Raw genomic sequence first — 21,451 nt, 5'->3', positions numbered from 1 at the left:
AAAACCAATCAATCTTTGTTGTTGTCATGCTTGATAGCTTTTATTTACCGGATCACCTATGACAAAAGTTATGCAATCGACTGATAAGTCAGTCAAAGCCAATTCCCCATGGCAAGAATTAAGTCAGTTTCCGACTCCTAACTCGGTAGAATGGGATAACATTAAAACCCAATTGGATTTAGTGCTTTTAGCCCTGGAAACTTTAACTGGTATTGGTTCAGATGCGATGTTATCCGCAGCTACCCATCTGGATTTGGAATCAAAAGTACCCGATAGAATAGCTTTATGGCGATTACGCCAATCTAATCCCCTACGCAAAAGTCCAGGAGGAAGAAAAAAGCTAGATGTGGACGAGGCTAGATCTCTGGTTTTAATTACTTGTTATCTTGCTAAACAACATCAAGAGTTAATTCGCCGCGCTGTAGGGTTATTAGAAAAAATAGCGGCTAATCACCAGCAACTTCATCAAAATGCTTTACTGGCAGATTATACCGATAACTTCTGCAATGTTTACCAGGAAAGAATGGAAGATGATGATAAAATTTCTACTGATTTGTTGACTAATTTAGCAGTTAAACTACTGATAGATTTACTCTTTTATAGCTCTCCTACTGGACATCGCCGACTCTGGTTAACATTGCTAGACCGTTCCACAAGATAATGGTATTTTTACTATGCCTGGATCCAATTCTGTTGTTCGCCGTTATACACCCCCCACTTGTACGTTAGAAATCCTAGCGGAAAGCTCACCATTATCTCGTTGGATGAGTCAAACCGTGGTGGATCAGCTACGTTTTCAATTGCATTTTGATGATCCAACTTTACCAGAAGATTTGAGAATACCTATTGAGGGTAATCGGGAACAGTTGGAGGTTTTATGTAATGCTGTAAGCAGCTACGTGCAGCAACTTTTGCAAGAGTCATCCGATAGGTTTTGTGTGATTTTTCGGGAATCTACACCTTCCTCACCCTCAGAATCGGAGGATCTTGCTTCTAGTGTGTCTCCAGCTTCTCCATCTGCTTCCCCTCCACATCATAGAGATAATACGGGAGTTTCAGATGCTACTATTTATCTAGAATTCCAGGAGAATCTAACTCATAAACTATACTTGGGTTCCCTAGCTACCCAAAGATCTGGATCGGTGATTGAACTGAGTCTATTACAGTTGTTTGATTTATCTAGCGCTTTGGATGAGTATTCTGCTGATATAATTGCATTGCCAACTATGGGAGCTGAGAGGTTCATAAATTCCAAGTTACCCCCATGGGCTCCTGTAGCAGCAGTGTTAACTTTGGCTTTGGGTCTAACTCCCCTTACCTGGCAATATGCTAACAATATGCGCTCGGTGCGAGTAAGTGACCAACAAAAACTTCAAGAACCTATGCCAACTGGGTCACCCACTACGAACCCCGATGGTGATGTTAGGTCACCTAACCTAGCTGACTTACCGTCTGGTTTACCCAATTCTAGCCAGGAAAATTTGGATGTTCCTAGATCGGGCACGGTCTTCCCCACAACAACCCCTGGCATACTAGGTAATAATACCCTGAAAACACCACAAATTGCAGGAGACACTATTCCTAATAGCACCCAGGTCCAGGTACCCCCTAAAATATCGGGGTATCCTATAGATTCAGGGATACAAGGTAACATACCCCCGGGAGATGTCAATAGGTTACCCAATAGTTTACTTAATCCCAATCCGTCCCTACCACAGACACAACCATTAGATAGAAGTAATAGAACTGGGGAGAATGACAGAAACCTAGCAGGAACTGCAAAACAAGACCCAGCCACCATAACTAGTGAGGAAAACAAATCTGACGATACACCCCAAGTAGCAGAAGCAGGGAAGTATCTACAAGGTAAATGGCTCCCACCCGCAGATTTTACGGAAACTCTAGAATATAGTATCACCCTCGAGGTTGATGGGACAATTCAGCGGATTTTACCTTTAAATCAAGCTGCTAGAGAATACATTGATAACACAGGTATGCCAGAAATTGGTAAACCCTTTGTTTCTAGTAATAAAGCAGGAAAAACTCTCAGAATTAGAGTTGTTTACTCTCCCGATGGCAAAGTCAAAACCTTTACAGAAACCCCGTAACTCCTACCTTCTCATCTCCTCCATGGCCCCCCTGGCCATAGCTGCGATCGCTCTATCGGTTGCTTTCGGTAGTTGATAATATTTGCCTCCCGCTGTTTTCGCTAGTTCTTTGGCAAAACCAGTTGAGACAAATTTACTTTCTGTATCTATTACTAGTAACTGCATCCCAGAAGCTCTAATCCTCGCTGCAATATCTAGTAGCTCTCCTTTAATATCTGGTTTTTCTCCCGGTTCCTGGGACTCTCCTAGGGATCTGGAGAGCGGTATATTACCTCTACCATCAGTAATTGCCACTATCACCACTTGTCCAATGTCTCCTCCCATTTGGGCGTTGACACCTACTCTGACCGCTTGGGTTAATCCATGGGCTAAGGGGGAACCACCTCCACAAGGTAATTTTTCCAACCGGTTTTTCGCTAAAGCAATAGACCGGGTAGGAGGTAATAACACTTCTGCTTGTTCTCCCCTAAAGGGAATTAGGGCAATTTGATCTCGGTTTTGATAGGATTCAGTTAAAAGTTGCATTACTGCTCCCTTCGCTGATTGCATTCTATTTAAAGCCATTGAACCAGACGCATCAACAACAAATACTACTAGGGCACCAGCTTTCCTCACTAACCGTTTTGTTCGCATATCCCCCTGTTCTACTATGATCCTTTTCCCTGGCTGTCGTAAACGACGCGCTTTTTGATAGGGAGCAGCAGCTCTTAATGTAGCATCAACGGCAATGCGTTTAACTTTGCCCTTGGGTAACATGGGTTTGATGTAACGGCCCCTGTCTTCGGAAAATATCAGACTGCGACTGCCCGATTTTCCTTGTCTTTGAGCCATGTGGGTAAAATATAGTACCTCTGGATCGAGAATTACTCCCTCTGGGTCAAAGACAAATTCTTGGGGAATATCTGGAGGTTCCTGTTGTTCTTGGTCCTCTTGTTGTTCTTGTTCTTCTTCTTGTTGGTCCTCTTGTTGTTCTGGTGAGTCCTGCTGATTTTGGGGTGGTGGTGGTGGTGGTTGGTCTGGTGGTGGGGTTTGAATAACCGTGGTTCTGGGAACTATAACTAATTCTACTGCACGGCGTAGGTCCTCGGCACTAACACTATTACGTCCATCCAAAGCTGCTGATGCTTTGGCAACACGGACAGCAAATAATTCTGCTCGGTGTCCTTCCACTCCCCCACGAATGGCTTCATTGACTAGGTAAGTAATTTGCTCGCAGGAAATGGTTACTTCTTTCAACCATTCCCTGGCCAGTAATATTTGGGTTTTGAGAGAGTCTATATCCTCATTGTATTGCTGTATGAATTCTTGAGGAGATATGGAATAGGCGATCGCCTGTTCTACCGCTTGTACTCTTTGGTCTAACCCGAGTACTCCGTCTGCACTAAGAGCTATAGCGATTCTATCAAGGAGATGTTCTCTCAGGGGACCTTCTTCTGGGTTATAGGTAGCAATAAAGAGAGGTTTACAGGGGTGTTGAAAACTTATCCCTTCCCTTTCTATTTGGTTACGTCCTTCCGAAAGGACAGCCAACAGTTGATTACTAATTTGATCATCGAGCAAATTGATTTCGTCTATATATAATACACCCCGGTTAGCAGTAGCTAGCAGTCCCGGTTGAAATACGGTTTTACCTTGTTTGACTGACTGCTCCACATCTACTGAACCTAAAAGCCGATCCTCCGTTACTCCCAGGGGTATTTGTACAAAGGGGACAGGTATAATTTCTGTGACTATTTCCTCTAGGGTTTGTCCCAGTAGTTGGTCATCCCAGGTTTCCGGTTGCTCTGGATCACAATTGCTCATGGAGTCTTTGACAACTTCTATCCCTGGTAGTAAAGCATGGATACCTCGTGCCATGACCGATTTGGCCGTGCCACGACGACCAGCAATCACCACCCCTCCCAAACCAGGATCTACTGCTGCTAATAGTAGGGCGGTTTTAATTGCCTCTTGACCGACTACAGCGGCTAGGGGAAAAGCTGTGACTTTTGGGTTGGCTGCTGTTCGACAATTTCTTGACATAGCTAGACATTCCTTTCTTGTTGAAGTTACCGACAGAGCTACAAACTGGAGTTAATTTGTAGGTGTCATGACCTGTCTTTCGTAGCCAACCTTACCTGATGGTAGGTAACTCTTTTTTATGGCGGAGTTATGCACGCTCACCCCACCTACCCAGATTGTTAATATCTGGGTAGGTTTGGGTAGACATTAATGAGCGGTAGTTGTGGGTGTTGGCATTCTCGGTTTAGTGGTTATCATGTTCTTGAGGATAGCATTTATTTGAGTATTTGAGTCTCCTGGTTTCGGGATATAATTTTTCCTATTAAACTAGGTAAAACCCAGCAAAATGGTAGGAGTGGAACAGGAATTATTTAGAATTTCCCAGGGATATCTGAACTTAATTGAGAACTGTCCCAGGAAGTTTCAGCATACATGTTTAGACATGCTAACAACACCCACAGACCCTAAACAGGAAGAGCATAAAACATTGGGTAGTCGTTTTCACTTGCTAATGCAACAGCAAGCCATGGGACTACCGATTGAGAGTTTTATAGGGGAAGATGAGCGACTCAAAAGTTTAATATTGGATTTAACTGGAGTGATACCGGAAATCTTGACACAGGGAAAGGAGGGGGAGACATTTCGGGAAAGTGAACATTCTAGAAATCTACAAGTGGGAGATTATTTAATAACCGTCATTTATGACCTGTTGATAGCCAACAATGAAAAGGCGCAAATATTTGACTGGAAAACCTATGGTCAACTACCAGACTTAGAGGATATCAAGTCTTTAGCCAGTCATTGGCAAACTAAACTCTACATGTATGTTTTGGCGGAAACTAGCACATACTTACCCCAAAATATATCTATGACTTATTGGTTTATCCCAGGAAAAGGGAACTCAAAAAAAATTGAGTTTAGATATAGTAATGTGCAGCATAAAAAAAACGGAAATGAATTAAAACAGCTGCTGGAGAATCTATCCGTTTGGCTAGAACAATATCAAAAAAATCAACCATTACCTCAACAGCCAAAACATAGAAAACTCTGTGAATATTGCCCATATAGCTATCGTTGTTATGGTGAAATAGATAATCAATTACCGGGGGCAAATATTCAACCTATTCCAGAAATAGAATGTTAAACCCAAGTGGGTGGGTGGAATTAAATGTAAGACGACAACATAAATTAATACCATGAAGTGGATTTTATTAGAAAACATAGAAATTCCTCAAGATTTTCTCCAAGCGGTTCAAAAACAGTATTACATCCGTCATGGATCGAAATCAAAAGCCAGCTTTGTGGCGCAAATCCTATGGCAAAGAGGAATTAGAACTGAATTAGAACTGGTCAATTTTCTCGATTTTAAAAACTATCGACCTGCAAGTTCCTTTGAATTTGGAAAAGAGATGAATTTAGCAGTCAATCGGTTAAAAGCAGCAGCCATCTTAAAGGAGAAAGTAACCATTTGGGGAGATTTTGACGCCGATGGTATTACATCCACCGCATTACTATGGGATGGATTAGGAGAGTTTTTCCCTCAGTATGAACAATTAACCTATTACATTCCCAACCGACTAACAGAATCCCATGGGTTAAATTTTGCCGGAATTGAACGTCTAGCCCAACAAGGTTGTAGATTAATAGTTACCTGCGACACTGGAAGTACAAACATTGACGAGATTGTTTATGCCCAGAAATTAGGTATAGACCTAATTGTCACCGATCATCACACCCTACCAAGGGAACGTCCTCCCGTCAGTGCTATTATCAATCCTCGTTACTTACCCGAAACACATCCATTATTTCATCTTTCTGGAGTTGCGGTAGCTTATAAATTAGTCGAAGCATTATATGAAACTTTGCCAGATATACCACAAAACCCCCTGGAAGATTTATTAGATTTGGTTGCCATAGGATTAATTGCTGACCTGGTACAATTAAAGGGTGATTGTCGCTATTTAGCTCAGGTTGGAATTGATAAATTACACCAAGAATCTAAAAAAAATATCTCACATAGCAGGAGACCAGGAATCAAAAAACTACTGGAACTGTGTCACAAAAATGGCGATCGCCCCATGGATATTTCTTTTGGATTAGGTCCACGTATTAATGCTGTTAGCAGGATTCATGGTGATGGAAGTTTCTGTGTAGAGCTATTAACTAGTAGAGATATTAAACGGTGTTGTCAACTAGCACAAGAGACAGAATTAGCCAATTCTCGACGTAAATCATTGCAAAAAGATGTTCAAGAACAGGCAAGAAAAAAACTGGGAGAATTAGATTTATCTACCACCCATGTGATTGTTTTAGTAGATAGTCAATGGCCAGGTGGGGTGTTGGGTTTAGTTGCGGGTCAAATTGCTCAAGAAACAGGAAAACCAACTATCTTATTAAGTACAGATTCCCTAGGTACAGAAAAGGGAGAATCCCTAGATACTAAAACAAACTTAGCTCGCGGATCAGCTCGCTCAATTAACTCCATTGATTTATACCAACTAGTTCAAAAGCAGGCACATTTATTACATCGTTTTGGAGGACATCCTTTTGCTGCTGGACTCAGTTTATCTGTGGAAAATATTGGATTATTTACCGATGCGATTAACCAACAATTCCGATTATCTGTAGGGGGAATTGACCTCACACCTACGGTACAAGCTGATATAGTAGTCACTGTGGCAGATTTAGGCAGAGAATTATTTTTAGAGCTGAAACTTTTGGAACCCTGTGGTATGGGAAATCCAGTGCCAAAATTACTGATTAAAAACTGTTGGTTTGAAAATATTTCCCACCATAATCTACAAGATTCTCAGGGAAAGAAAATTCAATATCTGAAAACCAAATTTGTGATGCGAGATGATTCTAGCCAAAAAGGGTTTCCCGGGATTTGGTGGGGACATGATAAAAATGACCTACCCCAGGGGAGATGTGATTGTATAGTGGAAATAGATCTCAATAACATTAAAGCACAACCAGAGTATGAAATTAGATTAATTGATGTCCGTCCTACTGGTGACCTAGGAATTCATTTGGAAGTTAAATCTCACAGATCGGCAATGATTATAGATTGGAGAAACCAACAGGCTGAAAATTGCCATGATTCCATATTGACCATTAAACACTGTCCCACCAGCTGGGATGAGGTAAAAGGTTGGTTGAAAACTGCCATTTCTCATCAAAAACACTTAGCTTTGGCTTGGTCACAGCCCAATTATCACACACCTGAAGAAATTTGGTTGAACTTGGTGGGTATTGCCAAATTTTTGAGTCGCACTAATCAAAAAACAACCCGGTTAAAAGTTTTGCAGAAATTGGGTATCAATGACCAAAGTTTAGATTTGGGATTGGAATCTTTAAAATCTCTAGGGTTTAGGGTTCATGCTGAGGGAGAGTTTTTAAAAATCACCTGTCAGAATCCAGTTACCAGTTCAATGGATTATGAAGTTGGCCTTCCAGGACCCAATTATGGAAATATTAAGACTAAAATCGACTGTTTTTGCGCAGCAATCAGGGAAGAACAATTCCAAAAGAACTATTTCACCACAGTTCCCCTATCTATCATACAGTCCATTCTTTTGGTCAGCACCTCATAGCACCCCTTTTTAGTACAAATGTTTTATAAACATTTCTTAAAAAACCCCCACTAGTTCAACAAAATGCTATAATGGGAAAGGAATTTGGGCCTTCAAAGCAAAGAGTGATCAGGGTAACACCGATATGGTTGTTGATTGTGCGGTAAGGCAAGCAAATTCTTAACTCTCGACGTGTTATAAGAGATGACCTACATGAATCAATCTGCAAAACCTTACTCACCACTGCGCGTGGCTTTGGTTGGTACAATGGTTGCTACCAGTGCTACCCTGTACTTATTTGGTCAAGCATGGACTAAACAGGTTAAAGCAGCTTTACAAGATAGTCCGAAGGCGCTGGTAGACCAAGTATGGCAACTTGTCAATCGGGAATATGTTGATGGTAAATTCAATCAGCAAAATTGGCAAGCAATTAGACAAGGTCTATTAAGCAAAAACTACACATCCAAGCAAGAAGCTTATGTAGCTATCCGATCAGCTCTACAGAGACTGGGAGATCCCTACACTAGATTTATGGATCCCAAACAATTTGAAACCCTGACCAGTCAAACAGCTGGAGAGGTAACGGGGATAGGGATCCGCATGGAAATCAATGACCAAACCAAACGCTTGACCGTGGTAGAGCCTATACAAAATTCACCAGCAGATAAAGCGGGTATTAAAGCAGGGGATGAAATTATTGCCATAAATGGTCAGTCCACTAGTAAAATGAAGATAGATGAAGCATCTGGTTTGATTCGGGGTCAAGCAGGAACTGCTATCACCCTCAAAATATCCAGACCGGGAAACAATCTTTTTGATATCAAGTTAACAAGAGCAACTATTGAGGTACCAATAGTAAGATACACCCTGAAACGGGATAATGGACGTCGTATTGGTTATATTCGATTGCAAGAATTTAGTAGTCATGCAGCGGAGCAAATGGATAAGGCAATTCGAGACTTGAATAATCAAAAAGTGGAATTTTATGTCTTGGATCTCCGTGGCAATCCCGGTGGTTTACTGCAAGCTAGTGTTGAAATAGCGCGCATGTGGTTGAATCAAGGTGGTATTGTCAAGACCGTAGATCGGGTAGGGGGTAGCGAGGAAACCAAGGCTAATGGCACCGCGCTAACTAATAGACCCCTGGCCATATTGGTAGATGGTAACTCCGCTAGCGCCAGTGAAATTCTGACCGGTGCCCTGAAGGATAATAACCGAGCAGTAGTGGTAGGTAGTCAAACCTATGGTAAGGCCTTAGTACAATCGGTTCATGAGTTAATTGATGGATCTGGTTTAGCAATTACTATTGCCCATTATTATACTCCTAAAGGCACTGATATTAATAAAAAGGGTATTACACCTGATATTCAGTTGGATTTAACTCAAGCCCAGGAACGAGAGTTAGCAGCTAATCCCAATTTGCTCGGAACTTTAAGCGACCCCCAGTACGCTCGTGCAGTTTCCGCTATCTTAGACAGTAAATTTGCCCGACCACCCCAACCATCTGAAACTTTCTAGAGATGACTAATGATATGCTAAGTTATTAGTAATTAGGTCAACGGTAAAACAAGGGAAATTTTCAATGTCAGCACAACTGTTACTGGTAGATGATGAACCGGGGTTACGCGAAGCTGTAAAGGAATACTTACAAGAAAGCGGTTTCGGTGTTCGAGTTGCCAGTAACGCCCGCGAAGGGTGGGAATTAATACAACAAAATACTCCTGACTTGGTAATTTCTGATGTTATGATGCCCCAAGTTGATGGCTATCAGTTCCTCAAACAACTGCGAGATGACCCCCAATTGGCTTCTCTACCAGTTATATTTTTAACCGCTAAAGGTATGACAGGCGATCGCATTCAAGGATATCAAGCAGGGGTGGATGCCTATTTACCAAAGCCTTTTGACCCAGATGAGCTGATTGCCATTATCAACAATTTACTAGAAAGGCGTGTTACTCAGACTACAGTTGTGGGTGAAGACAGTGAAAACACGGAAATTGCCAAGTTGGCCCATGAGATTGCCAAGATTAAAGATTTATTAAGTCCTAGGACCGGTATATCTCAGACTCCACCACCGTTTACAATTGATTTAACCCCAAGGGAGCAAAGTGTGTTAAATCTGGTTGCCCAAGGATTAATGAACAAAGAAATTGCTCGCAAGTTGGAAACAAGTGTTCGTAATGTGGAAAAGTACGTCAGTCGTCTATTTAGCAAGACTGGCACTAATAGTCGTACAGAACTGGTGAGATTTGCTTTAGAACATGGACTGGCCCAATAGAGTTAAGCTTCTCCGGTCTGAAGACACGGAGATTTCTGAAGAGTCCATAAACGAACTTTCTGAGGCTGGCTTAAACAGCCTCTACTGATTCCGCTAAGATCAATTCCTAGCATCACCGCTACTTTGTCAATAGCAGCCACGAAACAATATGAAGACAACACTGGAATACAGAATAGGAAATCACTCAAAAGGTAATGCAGTAGTGCATCTTGTATGGATACCTAAACGCCTTCGACAGATAATTTACGAACTAGCCAAAGAAAAAGACTGGGATATCCTCGCTCTTGAGGTTGCACCATGTTCATTTATTTGTAGAACATCAACCAGATGTTGCTATAAATCAAGTGGTTAAAGCTTTTAAAGGACGGTCATCTTGCTTGTTAAGACGAAAATTTCCTGAATTACTTAAACTTCCTAGCCTATGGACTAATAGTTATTTTTATTCCACTGCTGGACAGGTTTCAGCAGATGTTATTAAAAGGTATATTGAAGAGCCGCATCACGGTTAAATATCAAGGCGAATAAATTCGCCGTTGGCACTTCCTCCACACCTGGAGACTGTCCTTGGGGGAGACCGGGAATCAATTCCCGGTCTCAAAGCTCAAGTCGGTTAAAACCGACTAGTTTTGTCATAATTTAGGTTGGATTGAGAAAACCCAATCTACATTACACTGTGATGGGATCCGCAATTAATTCCAATTTAGGATATCAATATACCCGCGCACCGATTTTTTTTAATGTGGGGGGTTGACTATTTACCTTTGGATGTGATACCTTAATAATGGAAATCTGTGCAATTTTTTTAAAAACGCCAACACTCCATTATTCAACTCCTATATTACCACATTTCCACCCCTTCAACTATAAAAAAACTTATCTTGCTTACCGCCAAATATAATTTTTTCTTATTGTTTATCAGACAATTGCGAAGCACTCCCTATGGGAGACCGCCAATTACCCGTTATTGTTTGAATTAATCCACACCTGGAGACTGTCCTTGGGGGAGACCGGGAATCAATTCCCGGTCTCAAAGCTCAAGTCGGTTAAAACCGACTAGTTTTGTCATAATTTAGGTTGGATTGAGAAAACCCAACCTACATTACACTGTGATGGGATCCGCAATTAATTCCAATTTAGGATATCAATATACCCGCGCACCGATTTTTTTTAATGTGGGGGGTTGACTATTTACCTTTGGATGTGATACCTTGATAATGGAAATCTGTGCAATTTTTTTAAAAACGCCAACACTCCATTATTGAACTCCTATATTACCACATTTCCACCCCTTCAACTATAAAAAAACTTATCTTGCTTACCGCTAAATATAATTTTTTCTTATTGTTTATCAGGCAATTGCGAAGCACTCCCTAACATCAAAAAAACGAGTAAGTAGGAACAATTATTTGTAGGATGGGTTAGCGGTAGCGTAACCCATGCGGGTGTTGGGTTTATTAAACTCAACACCCCTACACAAGCCATGTTATAGTAAATTAAACCGATTGAGTCAGTTCAAGCAGCAGTAATGAGTTGTAATATAGTGATGGGAATTCCATAGTGCAAAAAAGTCTTGAAAGAGATTCTTTTGCCATACTGTTCTGCAATACCAGCAGCGACAACAAACGTGATAATACTTACAACAGCTTGGTTCCATGCTAATTCCCTGATTACTTCCTAATCAAGACATTTGGGAATGCCCAATACAGGACAAGGAAAATTATTGTCTAATCTCTCAATTAGGGGATGATTGATGGATTGACAACCTAAAAATAGGGCATCAGCACCTTCTAATTCTACAACTTTTTGCAGTTCTGTACACAAATTGCCAAATCGTAAATGGGATTTAAAATAACTCTGCCATTCCCCAGCTAAATTTCTGGCTTGCCACAAAATTTTATCTGCTTCTTCTGTCTTTGATTGTGTCAATACTATGGTTTTTAACATGGTTTCCAATACGGACAATTTTGGACCCGTACTCCCTACTTCCACGGACTTTTTGGGTGATTCTAACCGGTGATGAAAATAAACATTATTGGCATTATTACCCAAGCTATTAATTATCTGCTCCTCTAATACATAAACAGCTTCAACTTTAACTTCTATCTTTGATGCTAGGTGGGTTTGATGAGCTATACAAAAGGCTATATCTAATGCTGTATGACTATTAGGAGATCCATCATAACCTACCATTAACTTGATGGGCTTAATGGCTGAATACTTATCATTATCGCACTCTTTGGCACTTGGTATCAGTAACATCTGGTCAATTAGGTCAGGTCGACCAATAGCACTCTCTAGTCGTGCTAATAAGGGCTTAATTTTCACAGTTCTAATTACTCCCGCTAGAAACTAAATAGGAATGATAAGCAGGGATAACAATTTGAAATATTATTAGTTCTTATATGCTGGATATTCAAGAGTTTCCACCATACACTGGATTTACTGCCAACCAATATTAGATGATAAACAGCCCTGTTCCATCAAAAAGCGTCTAATAAATTACAAACTGACTAAAGAAACCTCAATAATAACTGGTATAACAGCTTACATTTTGGAGGTTCCTTCCATTGCCGACGGAGTTAGCTGACGGGCTAAGACTGGAAGGTGTCTCTCAATTAAGATTTGCCCCAAATACGTGGTTCCTCCGCTTCAAACCCAGCTTTTATGGATCCGAATTAGGCTACCCAATCACAACTTGTAACACTATTACATTAAGTGGGGATAAAGTCAAGAGGGAAAATACTGATCTAAATAATGTATAAAAACTTGATATATTAAAACAATTCCTCTCTTTGTAAACGAGCGATCGCATCTTCTGCTGCGGCTTTTTCTGCGTCTTTTTTATTTTTACCTTTACCTTGACCAAACTCTTTACCATCTACTAAAACTCTAGAAGCAAATTCTGGTAAATGGGGGGATCCGCCTATTTGTTGAGTTTTATATTTAGGTGGATTTGCACATAATTTTTTTTGTACCCATTCTTGAAAGCGATTTTTAGAATCTACATTATAACGGGATTCAATAGTGTGTTGTGAGACAAAATCAAACAGAGGTTCAACTGCAACTTTAACTGCTTCTATATTACAATTATTATCTAAATAGTAAGCTCCAATGACAGCTTCAAATGTACTACTAAGAAGATTAGGATTTTGGTAACCGCCATCTTGAATAGTACCTTTGCCCAGGCGCATTTTCTGATTCAAACCAATTTCTAGGGCAAACTTGGCCAGCTGTTTTTCTTCCACCAGTGCAGAGCGTCGACGGGTCAGTTCATCTTCACCTTTTTGCGGATAACGAGAATAGAGATACTCTCCAGTAATAAAATTAAGAATGGCATCGCCCAGGAATTCCAATCTCTCGTTGTGATCTCCCTCAGTTGGATTTTCGTTAGCATAGGAACGATGAGTTAATGCTTGACACAGTAGCTTCTCATCCTTAAATATCAGAAGTTTATGCATTGTTTCTATTTATATCTTTATTCATAACGTTAATGGCTAAAAGTGAGTAATGGATAGGCGTTCTGGCTCGCCTCTTTGATTGCAATAACCCAATGTTTCCCTTTTCGCACGAGAGCGATCGCGTTTATGGGAAGTGGAGAGGGAAGAATTCAGGATAGCTCCACTTACCATAAGTATTACGGGCGATCGCGTTTTTAGTATATAGTCTGGGCGTAAAAAGTCTAGTATGGAACTACCTGAACTCTGCCTGCATCCATTTCTGCCATTAATAGCTCTAGAGCCTCGTAGTCAACGTCTGAAATATAACCTAATTGAGTCAGTTCCGAATTAATCTGATTCTCAATTTCCAGTGTCAGCTTTTTTGTTTCCAGGGCCTTTTCCACAAGCTGACGTATTGCGTATTTTGTGTTCATAACTAACTAACTGGTTGTAATTATTACTCATTGACTGAAATTAAAACACTAGTTCACACTCCCGGAGCTGGAGATTCCTTTGTAGTTGGCGAATAAAAAAGAGCGGACATATTTCGATAGAGGAGAATTTTAGCATATAAAGTAATAATTAACTAAAATCCCAACTTTTCTTAATATTTTTTTTCTTATTGATTTTCTTTTCCCATATAGCTGGAATTTGGTAGAATGGACTGTAGAATTACAAGAATTATTTGACCGAAAAAAGTTCCCTTTGCTAAGATGATAGGCAATAGCTACTAATTAACTCCAAAATAATAAAGTGTAAAGTGACTGTTTCAATAAAAGAACTAATAACACCGGACATTTTAAAACCAGCACGCTACCTAGGGAATGAGTACTTAGCAATACATAAACCGTGGGAGCAGGCTAGGGTAAGATGGGTTTTAAGCTACCCAGAAGTGTATGAGGTAGGGGCTTCCAACCTAGGGCACGTTATCCTATATAACATCCTCAATGCCCAACGGAATCAACTGTGTGACCGATCTTACCTCCCCGCGCCCGATCTAGGTGCAAAATTGCGTCAAACCCAAACACCCCTGTTTGCAGTAGAGTCAAAACGCCAGTTAAAAGACTTTGATATTATCGGATTTAGCCTCAGCTATGAACTGGGGGCGACAAATATCCTGGAAATGTTAGATTTAGCGGGAATACCGCTCATGCGGGAACAAAGGGGAGGGGAATACCCCTTAATCTTTGCTGGTGGACAAACAGCAACGTCAAACCCCGAACCTTACACTGACTTTTTTGATTTTATCGCACTGGGTGATGGAGAGGAACTACTACCAGAAATTGGACTGGTGATAGAAGAGGGTAAAGCAGGGGGTCTAAGTCGAGAAGAATTGCTGTGGGATTTAGCACAAATTCCAGGTGTGTATGTGCCACAGTTTTACGAAATGACAAATGGTCAAATAAGAGCTTTGCGACCGGATGTACCGCAAAGAATTATTAGAAGAGTAGCAGTGCCCATACCTGCTTACTCTATAGGTCTAGTGCCATATATGGAAACAGTGCATGATCGGTTAACAATAGAAATTAGAAGAGGTTGTACCCGTGGTTGTAGGTTTTGTCAACCAGGGATGTTGACAAGACCAGCCAGGGATGTGGAGCCAGAAAAAGTGGTAGAAGCCATAGTTGATGGAATGCACAAAACAGGCTACAATGAGTTTTCACTGTTATCTTTAAGTTGTTCCGATTATTTATCCCTACCTGCAGTGGGGATGGAAATCAAAAACCGCCTAAGGAATGAAAATATTACCCTGTCTTTACCTTCCCAAAGAGTGGATAGATTCGATGAAAATATTGCTAAGATATTAGGAGGGACAAGACAAGGGAGCTTGACCTTCGCACCGGAGGCGGGTAGTCAACGGATGCGCGATATTATTAACAAAGGTCTGACTAACGAAGAGTTATTGCGGGGCATAAAAACAGCTTGGGAAAAAGGTTGGGATAAAATCAAGTTGTATTTTATGATTGGATTACCAGGAGAAACGGATGCGGATATCCTGGCCATAGCAGAAACCGTCAGATGGTTACAAAGAGAATGTCGCGCCCAGGACAGAAGGTCTATCAGTTTTAACCTGACAGTCTCTAATTTTACACCTAAACCTCACACGCCTTTTCAGTGGCATTCTGTTTCCACATCAGAATTTGTCCGCAAGCAAAACCTACTCAAGCAAGAATTTCGCCGAACCAGGAATGTAAAGGTGAATTTTACCGACGTTCGTCTTTCTGCAATGGAAGACTTTATTGGTAGGGGAGATCGCACTTTAGGGAAGGTTCTGAAACGAGCATGGGAATTGGGTGCAGGAATGGACTCCTGGTATGACAGTGTGGAAACTGCTTTTCGAGCTTGGGGAGAAGCTATTTCTCAAGCAGGACTAAACTGGAAATACCGCCAGGTGGAAAATGGTGAATGGAATGTGATGGAAATGGGAGATGACAATCTCATTAACTTCAATTCCCTACTGGAAGCACCCTTACCATGGGATCATATAGATACCGGGATTGACAAAAGGTGGTTACAGGAAGATCTTAAACGGGCTTTAGCTGCAGCAATCGTTCCCGACTGTTCTTTTGAGGGTTGTTCCCATTGCGGTGTCTGTAGCACAGATTTCGGTCATAATGTGGTAATTGAACCCCAGCCCATACCAGAGTTCGCAGGCGATTTTGTTCCTAATACCACCAGGGTGCAAAGGTTGAGAGTGTGGTTTGGTAAAGAAGATGATATGGCTTTGGTCGGTCACTTGGATTTGATGCGGTTATTTGATAGGGTAATTAGAAGAGCGGGTTTACCAATTGCTTTTACTGGAGGATTTCATCCCCACCCCCGCATTGCTCTAGCAAGTGCTTTGTCTTTGGGTAGCACCAGCAGCGGGGAAATTTTAGACCTGGAATTAACCCAATCCATGGATTTAGAAGACTTTCGTCGCCAATTGGTAGACCAACTTCCCTCCAATATCCCCCTATATCAAGTCCAAGAAATAGACTTGTCATCACCCGCTGCTAATCAATCTATGGTAGCAGCTGAATACCTGCTCACTATTTCTACTTCAGCACTGATTGACGCACAAACATGGCAAAATTGGATAGGATCCATATTATCTAAAAAAGAGATTTTGTCAGAACATCGGACAAAGTCTGGGAAGCAGCAAATCATAAATCTGCGCGATCGCCTGTTTGAGCTAAGTCTAGTCAAATTAGAAAACTCATCAATGGAATCTGAAGCCGTTGTGCGTTATTTGGGTAGCTGTCGTCATGATGGTGTGATCTTGCGTCCTGAGCAAATATTGTTTATACTGGAGATGGTGACCAGTGTAAAATTTCAACTTTTGCATATCCACCGCAATCGGATAGTTTTGGGAACCGCAAATTAGTTTCAGTCAAATCAGTGAATTTATTAAGTCAGAGAGTGTCAACAGAAAATAGGGTGGAAAACCCAGTCCGTTGAGCAGGACTTTTTGATAGAATGCTGCTAGATTGGTAGACCCAAGGTCTCCAAACTCTTAGCAATGATCAAGCGTGTGCAACGCAATTACAAAAGGTCATGGGCTTCCTGGTTTGTGAAGCCGTGTCCATGAGGAAAATTTTTATTACCAGTAGCAGTCCTAGGGCTACCAGTAGGGGCTAGAGGTATAAAATAAGCTCCTCCTAATCCCCATTGGTGCTGCCAATTTTTGAGGAACTTGAATGCCAAAACAAATTATTATCGCAGAACAGCATCAAATTGCTGCCGTATTTTCCGAAGATCAAATACAAGAACTAGTTGTAGCAACCGGTCATCACCAGATTGGTGATATCTATTTAGGGGTTGTGGAGAATGTATTACCGGGTATAGACGCAGCCTTTGTGAATATCGGTGATCCAGAACGTAACGGATTTATCCATGTGACCGATCTAGGTCCATTAAAGATTAAACGTAGTTCCGCAGCAATTACGGAGTTACTGACACCACAACAGAAAGTGTTGGTGCAAGTAATGAAGGAACCGACGGGAACAAAAGGTCCCAGACTAACCGGTAATATTACCATGCCGGGACGTTATGTAGTTCTCATGCCCTATGGGAAGGGTGTCAACTTATCCAGACGGATAAAAAGCGAAAGTGAACGGAACCGCCTTCGCGCCCTAGCGATACTAATTAAACCTGCTGGTATGGGTATATTAGTGCGAACAGAGGCAGAAGGTAAACCGGAGGAAGCTATAATTGAAGACTTAGAATTGCTACAAAAGCAATGGGAAGTTATTCAGCAGGAAGCAGCATCCACGAGAGCGCCATCTTTATTAAATCGAGATGATGACTTCATTCAGAGGGTACTGCGGGATATGTATGGTGCGGACGTAAATCGCATTGTAGTAGATTCCAGTACAGGGTTAAGAAGAGTTAAACAATATTTACAAAATTGGAGTGGAGGACAGACACCCCAAGGTGTACTACTGGATCATCATCGTGACAGGTCACCGATTTTAGAATATTTTCGCATTAATGCTGCTATTAGGGAAGCATTACGTCCTAGGGTGGATTTGCCGTCTGGGGGTTATATTATCATTGAACCGACGGAAGCATTAACAGTAATTGATGTGAACTCCGGTTCTTTTACCCGCTCTGCAACAGCTAGGGAAACCGTGCTGTGGACAAACTGCGAAGCAGCAACGGAAATAGCGCGTCAACTAAGACTGAGAAATATTGCTGGCGTAATTGTAGTAGATTTCATCGACATGGAATCAAGGCGTGACCAACTGCAAGTTTTAGAACACTTTAATAAGACCCTGAAAGCAGATAAAGCTCGTCCCCAAATTGCCCAACTAACAGAATTAGGTCTAGTAGAACTGACGCGTAAACGTCAAGGTCAAAATATTTATGAACTGTTTGGTGAAAGCTGTCCCACCTGTGGTGGTTTAGGACACATTGTCCATCTACCAGGGGAAGTGGAAAACCGCATGCCCATACCCGCTGCGGAAGCGCCAGAAAAGTTTACCCCAGCCCAACCTAGGGAAATTAGAACTCCAGTAGTGCGTGGCCCAGAAATTAGAGAGAATCGGGAGATATTTGATGGCTTTGGTGAAGCGTTTGACACTGATTCTGAAGTTAGTCATCTAGTCAACCATCCCAGCTATCAAGAGTTGGGAGATCACAAACGTCGTACTCGCACTCGTCGCAGTCGCATTGGTGGTGCTAACCTCAAGGAGGAAAGCAGACCAGAGGTTTCTGGATTTGGTGGCGAGATGGATTTGGAAGCTGACACAGAACTCACTCCTATCATGGACATACCCTCCCTGCTATCGGAAAGTTTGTTGGTAAAAGAATCTCCCAAAGCACCAAGCTTTGGTAGGGTGGGATGGACGGAAAGACCAGAGAGAAATAAAGTCAAAATAGAACCAATTAAACCAGTAATAGAGCCACCCCAGATTGTAGAGGTGGAAATGACGGACCATGAACAGGATATGTTTGCCTTGATGGGAATTTCTCCCGGTGTTAAATTAGAGACGGAGGCAAAAAGTCCCAAGTCAGTAATTTATAATATTATGCAACCAGGCGAAATTACATCTGATACTGGTGAGTTTAATATGGATTCTATGCTTGAGGAAAAGCCTAAATTGGAATTTCCCAAGGTCAAACTTCCTACATCAAAAGTCCCTTTAGAGGAATTTTCCCGTCCCCAGGCAATTGAACCCCCCACGGAGGAATCTGGTGATATAGGTTTTGAACCTCTGTCAGAGGAGGAATCTAATCTCTATTCTCCTACCCGTCGTCGTCGTCGTCGTCCCTCCGCTCAAGAGTAAATCACCTGTTCACTATCAAACCTTTTTTCTCCTAGATTCTGGTTTTTATGGAATCAAATTGGCAGGAATTGTCTGACCACTGGTACCAGGAAGGTTGGATTGCTGGCGTGGATGAGGTAGGTCGTGGAGCTTTATTTGGGCCCGTAGTCGCTGCCGCAGTTATCTTGCCAAACTCCGCTTTATCAATACTGGTTGAATCTAAAATTAAGGATAGCAAGCAGCTATCTGTTTCCCGTAGACATTACCTAGCACAGCAAATCGCCCAACTAGCTGTGGAATGGAAAATCGGTTATGCTACCACTGCGGAAATTGATAGGTTAAATATTTTGCAAGCTACTCTGTTGGCAATGAAACGGGCTGTCCTCAAACTCAAGTCCCAGCCCTCTCTTTGTCTTGTGGATGGTAATCAATTTATTCGTGATTTACTAATAGAGCAGCAAACTATTATACAAGGTGACAGGCGATCGCTCAACATAGCAGCTGCCAGTATTATGGCTAAGGTGTGGCGGGATGATTTAGTGGTGCGATTAGGCAAGAAGTATGATATGTATGATTTACACCGTAATAAGGGGTATGGGAGTAGGAAACACTTATTAGCTTTGCAAAAGTATGGTCCATGTCCCCTGCATCGACGGAGTTTTAGTCCCTGTCAGGTGAGGGGAGATATGAACTTTAAAAGTCAACTTTGAGGATAGAGATGTGATCATTAGTTGTCTGATTGATTTCCATTTGTGAACTTACCCAAGAACGGTAATCAGCAAGAAGATGGTGGGATATTCGTTGTTTGATTGTGAGTAGAACACTCTTGAGCAGACCATTACCAGAGGTTTCCAAAATTGCCTTGGGAGTGAGGGAAAAGGGGTAAGGAATATCCACCAAAACTTCTAAATCCGCTTTACCTTCTAATCGGGTATGATCAGCATCATGGTGAGGGGAGAGATACCCCTTTAAATTCAGAGCAAACCGTTGGTTAACATATTCAAAACCCCGGATTTCACATCCTTCTGAACGAAGATAGATGGTTCCGTGGGCATCCGCCCAAACTCTCATATCTACTGTAGGTTGGATATTTAATGACATGAAAGTTAAAGGACGCATTTTAAGACGAAACACTTCTTCGGAGATATGCTGAACTCTACTGTTATCAACCATAGCATTGACTAAGCGATAGGGCTGACGTAAGTAGTGCTCAATGGGGACGGACTGTTTAGGAACAGCAATTGTAACCGATTGGGAAGCAGTGAACTTAGTAGCCATAGATTAAGGCGATATTTACAAATATTCACAATTGTAACGTTTTTGGGTAAGGGAGGATAGGGTGGATATCATCACATCAGGTGAAGAAATGAACATTGCGTATTTAGGACCACCGGGTACTTATTCAGAACAAGCAGCTTCGTTTTATTTAAACTGGGTTAAGGGAAATCAAGAATTTAAGGGAGAAGTCATTCTACGTCCATATCCAACTATAGCTAAAGCACTACAGGCCGTAACAGTTCAAGAAGTTAATTTAGCAGTGGTTCCCGTGGAAAATTCCATTGAGGGAAGTGTAAGTATGACCATGGATAATTTATGGCAATTGGAAAATTTACAGATTAAACAAGCTTTAGTCCTGCCAATTAACCATTGTTTAATTTCCTGTGCTACCAAATTAGAAGATATTGAAATGGTTTATTCCCATCCGCAAGCATTAGCACAATGCCAAGGGTGGTTAGGAAAATTTCTCCCCCAGGCAAATTTAAGTCCAACTAGTTCTACCACCCAAGCTCTGGAACAATTGGGTAAATCACCAACAACAGCAGCTATTTCCTCGGAGAAAGCAGCTCAAATGTATGACTTACCCATATTAAGTGACAGAATTAATGACTATCCTGACAACTGTACGAGATTTTGGGTGGTAGCACCAGAAAGTGGGGAGGGAAGTTCCTCAAGTTCATCAACCCACACATCCTTAGCATTTAGTGTCCCGGCCAATATTCCCGGTGCATTAGTTAAAGTATTACAAGTATTTGCGGATTTAGGAATTAATTTGAGCCGAATTGAATCTCGTCCTACCAAACGCTCTTTGGGGGAATACCTGTTTTTTCTTGATATCGAAGCTGGTATTTTATCACCATTAATGACTACTGCTCTAAAAAATATAAGTATTAATGTTGAAATCTTAAAAATATTTGGTAGTTATACAGTGTTAACAGTATTAGTTGATTAAGTAAGTGGGTGGAATAAATATAAGATGAACGTAGGATGGGTTTCGTATTAAACTCATCCTACAAATAATTTTGCC

At 41.4% G+C, this 21,451-nt stretch carries 16 protein-coding genes, 1 pseudogene and 1 riboswitch; of the genes and pseudogenes, 11 read left to right on the top strand and 6 right to left on the bottom strand.

The features are described 5' to 3' along the window. Positions 1-58: 58 nt before the first annotated feature. Together IAR63_RS08730 and IAR63_RS08725 are read left to right on the top strand one after the other, a co-directional pair. Complete coding sequence (locus IAR63_RS08730; protein ID WP_407927155.1) at positions 59-661, top strand: DUF3038 domain-containing protein; 603 nt, start codon at positions 59-61, stop codon at positions 659-661. Between the two features lie 13 nt (positions 662-674). After that, positions 675-2,108: a DUF4335 domain-containing protein gene (locus tag IAR63_RS08725; protein WP_187707281.1), complete on the top strand. Its 1,434-nt coding sequence runs from the start codon at positions 675-677 to the stop codon at positions 2,106-2,108. A 3-nt stretch (positions 2,109-2,111) separates the two neighbouring features. Here IAR63_RS08725 and bchD read toward each other — a convergent pair whose 3' ends face one another. Next, positions 2,112-4,130, bottom strand: a complete 2,019-nt coding sequence (gene bchD / locus IAR63_RS08720; RefSeq protein ID WP_187707280.1) for a magnesium chelatase ATPase subunit D — start codon at positions 4,128-4,130, stop codon at positions 2,112-2,114. Between the two features lie 325 nt (positions 4,131-4,455). Between bchD and IAR63_RS08715 the strand changes: the two genes are divergently transcribed. The 4 genes from IAR63_RS08715 (at position 4,456) to IAR63_RS08700 (ending at position 9,959) form a co-directional block, all read left to right on the top strand. After that, entirely contained in the window at positions 4,456-5,253 is a 798-nt protein-coding gene (locus tag IAR63_RS08715; RefSeq protein WP_187707279.1) for a PD-(D/E)XK nuclease family protein, read from the top strand. A gap of 52 nt (positions 5,254-5,305) precedes the next feature. Continuing rightward, a complete protein-coding gene (gene recJ, locus IAR63_RS08710) occupies positions 5,306-7,702 on the top strand; it encodes a single-stranded-DNA-specific exonuclease RecJ (RefSeq protein ID WP_187707278.1) in 2,397 nt (798 codons plus the stop codon). A 192-nt stretch (positions 7,703-7,894) separates the two neighbouring features. Next, on the top strand, positions 7,895-9,199 hold the full coding sequence (gene ctpB, locus IAR63_RS08705) for a carboxyl-terminal processing protease CtpB (protein WP_187707277.1): 1,305 nt from the start codon (positions 7,895-7,897) through the stop codon (positions 9,197-9,199). Positions 9,200-9,263: 64 nt separating this feature from the next. After that, on the top strand, positions 9,264-9,959 hold the full coding sequence (locus IAR63_RS08700) for a response regulator transcription factor (protein WP_187707276.1): 696 nt from the start codon (positions 9,264-9,266) through the stop codon (positions 9,957-9,959). A 2-nt stretch (positions 9,960-9,961) separates the two neighbouring features. Here IAR63_RS08700 and IAR63_RS08695 read toward each other — a convergent pair whose 3' ends face one another. Beyond that, positions 9,962-10,099 (bottom strand): hypothetical protein, encoded by a 138-nt coding sequence (locus IAR63_RS08695; RefSeq protein ID WP_187707275.1) that lies wholly within the window; start codon positions 10,097-10,099, stop codon positions 9,962-9,964. An 8-nt stretch (positions 10,100-10,107) separates the two neighbouring features. On the opposite strand from IAR63_RS08695, the pseudogene tnpA reads away from it, so the two are divergent. Then, positions 10,108-10,468 (top strand): annotated as a pseudogene (gene tnpA / locus IAR63_RS08690) (IS200/IS605 family transposase). Positions 10,469-11,633: 1,165 nt separating this feature from the next. Here the strand turns inward: tnpA and IAR63_RS08685 are convergent. The 3 genes from IAR63_RS08685 to IAR63_RS08675 form a co-directional block, all read right to left on the bottom strand. Then, the gene (locus tag IAR63_RS08685) at positions 11,634-12,284 is read right to left on the bottom strand and encodes a universal stress protein (protein WP_187707274.1); all 651 of its coding nucleotides are present in this window, start codon (positions 12,282-12,284) and stop codon (positions 11,634-11,636) included. A 228-nt stretch (positions 12,285-12,512) separates the two neighbouring features. Continuing rightward, a riboswitch (cyclic di-AMP (ydaO/yuaA leader) is annotated at positions 12,513-12,651 on the bottom strand. 82 nt (positions 12,652-12,733) lie between these two features. Continuing rightward, positions 12,734-13,417 carry a ribonuclease III gene (gene rnc / locus IAR63_RS08680; RefSeq protein ID WP_187707273.1) on the bottom strand — a complete coding sequence of 228 codons (684 nt, stop codon included), beginning with the start codon at positions 13,415-13,417 and terminating at the stop codon, positions 12,734-12,736. Positions 13,418-13,638: 221 nt separating this feature from the next. Further along, on the bottom strand, positions 13,639-13,830 hold the full coding sequence (locus IAR63_RS08675; RefSeq protein WP_006276045.1) for a hypothetical protein: 192 nt from the start codon (positions 13,828-13,830) through the stop codon (positions 13,639-13,641). A 326-nt stretch (positions 13,831-14,156) separates the two neighbouring features. On the opposite strand from IAR63_RS08675, the gene IAR63_RS08670 reads away from it, so the two are divergent. The 3 genes from IAR63_RS08670 to IAR63_RS08660 all read left to right on the top strand — a co-directional run bounded on the left by IAR63_RS08670 (position 14,157) and on the right by IAR63_RS08660 (position 19,856). Beyond that, complete coding sequence (locus tag IAR63_RS08670) at positions 14,157-16,763, top strand: TIGR03960 family B12-binding radical SAM protein (RefSeq protein WP_187707272.1); 2,607 nt, start codon at positions 14,157-14,159, stop codon at positions 16,761-16,763. Positions 16,764-17,076: 313 nt separating this feature from the next. Continuing rightward, positions 17,077-19,167, top strand: a complete 2,091-nt coding sequence (gene rne / locus IAR63_RS08665) for a ribonuclease E (protein ID WP_187707271.1) — start codon at positions 17,077-17,079, stop codon at positions 19,165-19,167. A gap of 47 nt (positions 19,168-19,214) precedes the next feature. Further along, positions 19,215-19,856: a ribonuclease HII gene (locus tag IAR63_RS08660; RefSeq protein WP_187707270.1), complete on the top strand. Its 642-nt coding sequence runs from the start codon at positions 19,215-19,217 to the stop codon at positions 19,854-19,856. On the opposite strand, the gene IAR63_RS08655 is transcribed toward IAR63_RS08660, so the two are convergent. Next, the gene (locus tag IAR63_RS08655) at positions 19,840-20,424 is read right to left on the bottom strand and encodes a DUF1997 domain-containing protein (RefSeq protein ID WP_187707269.1); all 585 of its coding nucleotides are present in this window, start codon (positions 20,422-20,424) and stop codon (positions 19,840-19,842) included. The genes IAR63_RS08660 and IAR63_RS08655 overlap by 17 nt on opposite strands. Before the next feature lie 88 nt (positions 20,425-20,512). Here IAR63_RS08655 and pheA point away from each other — a divergent pair, with 88 nt between their 5' ends. After that, positions 20,513-21,376, top strand: a complete 864-nt coding sequence (gene pheA / locus IAR63_RS08650; RefSeq protein ID WP_187707268.1) for a prephenate dehydratase — start codon at positions 20,513-20,515, stop codon at positions 21,374-21,376. Positions 21,377-21,451: the final 75 nt, after the last annotated feature.

The sequence above is a fragment of the Cylindrospermopsis curvispora GIHE-G1 genome (assembly GCF_014489415.1).
Lineage (GTDB): Bacteria > Cyanobacteriota > Cyanobacteriia > Cyanobacteriales > Nostocaceae > Raphidiopsis > Raphidiopsis curvispora_A.
Note: the sequence above shows the minus strand (reverse complement) of the source record. Positions and strands in the feature narration are given on the sequence as shown.

Coding starts and splice junctions, on each gene's coding strand:
- IAR63_RS08660 (WP_187707270.1), top strand. CDS start 19,215: ATGGAATCAAATTGGCAGGAATTGTCTGACCACTGGTACCAGGAAGGT.
- IAR63_RS08655 (WP_187707269.1), bottom strand. CDS start 20,424: ATGGCTACTAAGTTCACTGCTTCCCAATCGGTTACAATTGCTGTTCCT.
- bchD (WP_187707280.1), bottom strand. CDS start 4,130: ATGTCAAGAAATTGTCGAACAGCAGCCAACCCAAAAGTCACAGCTTTT.
- IAR63_RS08700 (WP_187707276.1), top strand. CDS start 9,264: ATGTCAGCACAACTGTTACTGGTAGATGATGAACCGGGGTTACGCGAA.
- recJ (WP_187707278.1), top strand. CDS start 5,306: ATGAAGTGGATTTTATTAGAAAACATAGAAATTCCTCAAGATTTTCTC.
- IAR63_RS08675 (WP_006276045.1), bottom strand. CDS start 13,830: ATGAACACAAAATACGCAATACGTCAGCTTGTGGAAAAGGCCCTGGAA.
- ctpB (WP_187707277.1), top strand. CDS start 7,895: ATGAATCAATCTGCAAAACCTTACTCACCACTGCGCGTGGCTTTGGTT.
- pheA (WP_187707268.1), top strand. CDS start 20,513: ATGAACATTGCGTATTTAGGACCACCGGGTACTTATTCAGAACAAGCA.
- IAR63_RS08730 (WP_407927155.1), top strand. CDS start 59: ATGACAAAAGTTATGCAATCGACTGATAAGTCAGTCAAAGCCAATTCC.
- IAR63_RS08715 (WP_187707279.1), top strand. CDS start 4,456: ATGGTAGGAGTGGAACAGGAATTATTTAGAATTTCCCAGGGATATCTG.
- rnc (WP_187707273.1), bottom strand. CDS start 13,417: ATGCATAAACTTCTGATATTTAAGGATGAGAAGCTACTGTGTCAAGCA.
- IAR63_RS08725 (WP_187707281.1), top strand. CDS start 675: ATGCCTGGATCCAATTCTGTTGTTCGCCGTTATACACCCCCCACTTGT.
- rne (WP_187707271.1), top strand. CDS start 17,077: ATGCCAAAACAAATTATTATCGCAGAACAGCATCAAATTGCTGCCGTA.